General features: G+C 41.7%; 4 protein-coding genes. All 4 read left to right on the top strand.

Annotated elements, in window-relative coordinates; translation table 11 throughout:
• The first annotated feature begins 253 nt into the window (after window positions 1-253).
• The 4 genes from B7709_RS00265 to B7709_RS00280 all read left to right on the top strand — a co-directional run bounded on the left by B7709_RS00265 (window position 254) and on the right by B7709_RS00280 (window position 4,539).
• On the top strand, window positions 254-427 hold the full coding sequence (locus B7709_RS00265) for a class IIb bacteriocin, lactobin A/cerein 7B family (RefSeq protein WP_061454638.1): 174 nt from the start codon (window positions 254-256) through the stop codon (window positions 425-427).
• A 31-nt stretch (window positions 428-458) separates the two neighbouring features.
• Window positions 459-719 (top strand): hypothetical protein, encoded by a 261-nt coding sequence (locus B7709_RS00270; RefSeq protein ID WP_084970752.1) that lies wholly within the window; start codon window positions 459-461, stop codon window positions 717-719.
• 293 nt (window positions 720-1,012) lie between these two features.
• A complete protein-coding gene (comA, locus tag B7709_RS00275; protein WP_084970754.1) occupies window positions 1,013-3,166 on the top strand; it encodes a peptide cleavage/export ABC transporter ComA in 2,154 nt (717 codons plus the stop codon).
• 14 nt (window positions 3,167-3,180) lie between these two features.
• On the top strand, window positions 3,181-4,539 hold the full coding sequence (locus B7709_RS00280; protein WP_084970756.1) for a bacteriocin secretion accessory protein: 1,359 nt from the start codon (window positions 3,181-3,183) through the stop codon (window positions 4,537-4,539).
• Window positions 4,540-4,605: the final 66 nt, after the last annotated feature.

Raw genomic sequence — 4,605 nt, forward strand, 5'->3', positions numbered from 1 at the left:
AAAAAATTAAACAGGAAAATCTAACTTTTGAGGGACTGTAGCTGACTAGACAAATGATAGAAAAAAACCTTTCCAACCTCTGAAGGAAATATCCCTCCTCACCCAGATTTCACCTAAGATATAGGCTCAATTTTTTAGCTCTTATCTTCTTATTTCAGTTGACAGAAAGCCCTTCCTATTGTATAATGTAAGTGTCGAGTTGAGAGGGCTTTCCTCCAACTAAGAACAACATATTAATAAAAGGAGAACTTTTATGGAAAACTTTGCTATGATGGACAACCAATTTGTTGCCTTGACTGATGAAGAAATGATGATGATCGACGGTGGATGGTCATTCTACGGTGTCCCTGTTGATGTATTCACAGTTTCTTTGGCTATCTTGGGTGGATCACTACTTTCAGGTTTCTTTGTAGGGCTTTTTAGCTAATTTAGTATCTTAAATAGAAAAGGTGAATTTCATGAACAAAGATTTTAAATCATTGGATCAAAAATTTATGCCACTTTCTGAAGCTGAATTGGTTGAAGTAGAAGGTGGTTGGGTCGGCGGTGACCTTGTTCGTGCCGTATTTGATATCGGTCGTGAAGTTGGTCGCACTGTACGTGGACTTGCTATCCGTGCATACGGTCGCATCAGAGGTAGAATTGGATCAGGTGCTGGTTCTAGCAACCGTGGTGGTGCTAACAACGGTGGCGCTGCAAGCCCAGACGTTTTTAACTAATAGTTTGTCTTCGACAGAGAGCCTCTTGTTCGTCTTGATTGGGACAAGAGGCTTTTTCATGTGAAAGCGGGCCCAAGCCTATCTCGGATCAATATCTTTAAAACGATTGATACCATTGGAAAAATAAGCCACATTAGTGTATGATAGAATTAGTTACTTTCGTCTTTTCTCCTCTTTCTGAGTTTGTTTTTCTGGAGAAAGCTAGTATAGAGGGAGTTTCCTAACTCCCCAAAACCTTTATGAAGACTTTCCCTTCATAAGGCATCCATACTTTTGTGAATAAAGGAGTTTGTATGAGATTTACAAAGCGTCATTATAGAGCTCAAGTTGACGCAAGAGATTGTGGTGTGGCAGCCCTTGCCATGATTTATGGTTACTATGGCTCCTACTACTCTTTGGCCAGCTTGCGTGAAATGGCCAAGACAACCTTACGAGGAACAACCGCTTTTGGACTGGTAAAAGTCTCAGAAGAATTAGGTTTTGAAACACGAGCCTTGAAAGCGGATATGTCTTTATTTGACATGAAAGGGGTCGTCTACCCTTTTATCGCTCATGTCATCAAGGATAAAAAATTACTTCACTACTATGTCGTGACGGGTCATGACAAACATTCAGTTCATATTGCTGACCCCGATCCGGCTGTTAAAATGACCAAACTTTCCAAGGAACAGTTTGCCCAAGAGTGGACAGGAGTTTCTATTTTTATTGCTCCTGCCCCTGAATACAAGCCTCATAAGGAACAGAAAAACGGCCTCTGGTCCTTTGTTCCCATCTTAATGAAACAAAAAGGTTTGATTGCCAATATCGTTATCGCTACTTTATTGGTTACGATTATCAATATCGTCGGCTCCTACTATCTTCAAGGAATCATCGATACCTATGTCCCCAATCAGATGCGCAATACCTTAGGGATTATCTCTTTAGGCTTGGTAGTTGTCTATATCTTACAACAGATTCTGACCTATGCTCAGAGCTACCTGCTTCTTATTTTGGGACAACGCCTTTCGATTGATGTGATTTTGTCCTATATCAAGCATGTCTTCCATCTCCCCATGTCCTTTTTTGCGACCAGAAGAACTGGGGAAATTGTCTCACGCTTTAATGATGCCAATAGTATCATTGATGCCCTAGCCAGTACCATTCTCTCCATCTTTCTAGATGTTTCGATTGTGATTGTCATGGCCATTGTTTTGTTCTCACAAAACTTTAATCTCTTCTTTATCAGTCTTCTCTCGCTACCGATTTATATCGTCGTGATTTTTGCTTTTATGAAACCATTTGAGAAGATGAATCGGGACACCATGGAATCCAATGCCATTCTCTCCTCTTCCATTATTGAAGACATCAATGGGATTGAAACAATCAAGTCCTTGACGAGTGAAAACTACCGTTACCAAAAGATTGACAGAGAATTTGTGGACTATCTGAAAAAATCATTTGCCTACAGTCGGATGGAAAATATTCAAATGGGCTTGAAGAAAACGGCTCAGCTCCTATTGAATATTGCCATTCTTTGGATGGGAGCCCTTCTGGTAATGGACAATAAAATGTCCCTAGGGCAACTAATTACTTATAATACCTTGCTAGCTTATTTCACAAATCCACTAGAAAACATCATCAACCTACAAACCAAACTCCAGACAGCCCAAGTGGCCAATAACCGCTTGAACGAGGTCTATTTGGTTGACTCTGAATTTATGGATAAAAAAGCGATTCGTGATTTAAGCATGACCAAGGGTGACATTGAGTTGAAACAGGTCAGCTATAAATACGGCTATGGGCGAAATGTCTTATCAGACATCAATTTGACCATTGAACGAGGCAGTAAGGTGGCCTTTGTGGGCATTTCTGGTTCTGGAAAGACGACCCTTGCCAAGATGATTGTCAACTTCTACGACCCAAACGAAGGAGAAATTCTGATTAACAATACCAATCTCAATCAGATTGACAAGCATGTCTTGCGCCGCCATATCAACTACTTGCCACAACAGCCTTATGTCTTTAATGGTACCATTTTGGAGAATGTTCTCTTAGGTGCCAAACCTGGAACGACTCAGAAAGAAATCATTCGGGCGCTGGAAATTGCGGAGATTCGAGAAGACATTGAACGGATGCCTTTGAATTACCAAACAGAGTTGACATCAGACGGGACAGGGATTTCAGGTGGTCAACGTCAGCGCTTGGCCTTGGCTCGGGCTCTTTTGACCGATGCTCCTGTTTTAATTCTCGACGAGGCAACCAGCAATCTGGATATCCTGACAGAGAAAAAGATTATCGACAATCTCTTGGAGTTGGACAAGACCATTATATTCATCGCCCATCGCTTGACCATTGCGGAGCGGTCTGAAAAAGTGGTCGTTCTGGACAAGGGGGAAATCGTCGAACAAGGAACACACGAAGAATTGCTTGCTCAGGATGGCTTCTATGCTCATCTGGTCAATAGTTAGAAGGGAGAAAGAAGATGGAAGAACATTACTTAGAGAGTGCTGAATTTTATAATCGTAGATATTCCAACTTTTCTGTACGCGTGATTTTGCCGACTTTCTTCTTGTTGATTTTTGTGGTTTTATTCTCTCTCTTTGCGAAAAAGGAAATCACGATTACCTCTGCTGCCTCTATCGAACCGAGTAAGATCCTGGCAACAATCCAGTCAACCAGCAATAATGCAATTGTCACTAATAATCTAGAGGAAAATAAGGTGGTCAAAAAAGGGGACCTCTTGGTTCAGTATCATTCTGACAGTGAAAACACTCAAAAAGACACCTTCTCCTCCCAAGTAGAAACCTTGAAAGAACAAAAACGACAATTGGAATTATTGCAGGAAAGTCTGAAGACAGGAACTAGCCAGTTTGCTTCGGGGGAAGATCGCTTTGGCTATGAACAGGTCTTTAATGACTATAAAAACCAAGCTGCCAGCATCCGTAGTAATACGGAACAACAGAATTCCAATATTGCCTCTCAAAATTCAGCTGCCAGCAGTTCCCAAGCTGAACTTGGAAATCTCATCGAGGAAACCAATGCCAAATTGTCGGACTATCAAACATTAAAAAATGCCATTCAAAATGGAACCAGTGTTCCTTCAAGCAACGCTGGCTATAGTATTTATCAATCCTATGCGGCGCAGGCTGCTTCTGATAGTCAAGGACAGCTCAAGAGTCAAGTCATTGCACAGATTGACAGCCAGATTGCCCAATTTGAATCCGCTCTGGCCAGTTATCGAGTTCAATATGCGGGCTCAGGTGCACAACAGGCCTACTCTGGTAGTTTGGATAGTCAGCTTGAGTCCTTGAAAGCTCAACAGTTGGCAAAGGTCGGACAAGAGTTGACCGCCCTAAATCAAAAGCTTTTAGAGGTTGAAAATAATCTCAAAGTACAGGGAGGAATCACACAAAAAGGGGCCATTACAGCGATGGAAGACGGGGTTCTCCACCTGAATCCTGAAACTGCTGGGGCTAATTTGGTTCCCGAAGGCAAGATCTTGGCCCAGTTATATCCTGTTTTGACGACAGAAAAGAAGGTAACCATCACAACTTATGTGACTTCAAAAGATGTCTCTAGCCTTAAACAGGGAGAGACCATCCGTTTCACTGCCTTGGATGAAAACAATAAGGAATTTGTTCTCACGTCTACCATTTCTAATATTGACGGCAATGCGACAAAGACCGAAAAAGGCAACTTCTTTAAAGTAGAGGCTGAAACGAGCTTAACGGATGAACAGGCTGAGAAATTGCGTTATGGTATTGAGGGGCGAGCGGTCGTGATTACAGGTCGCAAAACCTACTTCAATTACTATTTAGATCAATTCTTAAGAAGAGATTAGGTAAAATCATCTGCTTCATTAGGATATATAGAAAGGCTCCCTTAGCAACAAGGGGGCCTTTTGTGT

Source organism: Streptococcus oralis subsp. dentisani (assembly GCF_002096335.1).
In the GTDB taxonomy this organism is placed as follows: Bacteria; Bacillota; Bacilli; order Lactobacillales; family Streptococcaceae; genus Streptococcus; species Streptococcus oralis_Z.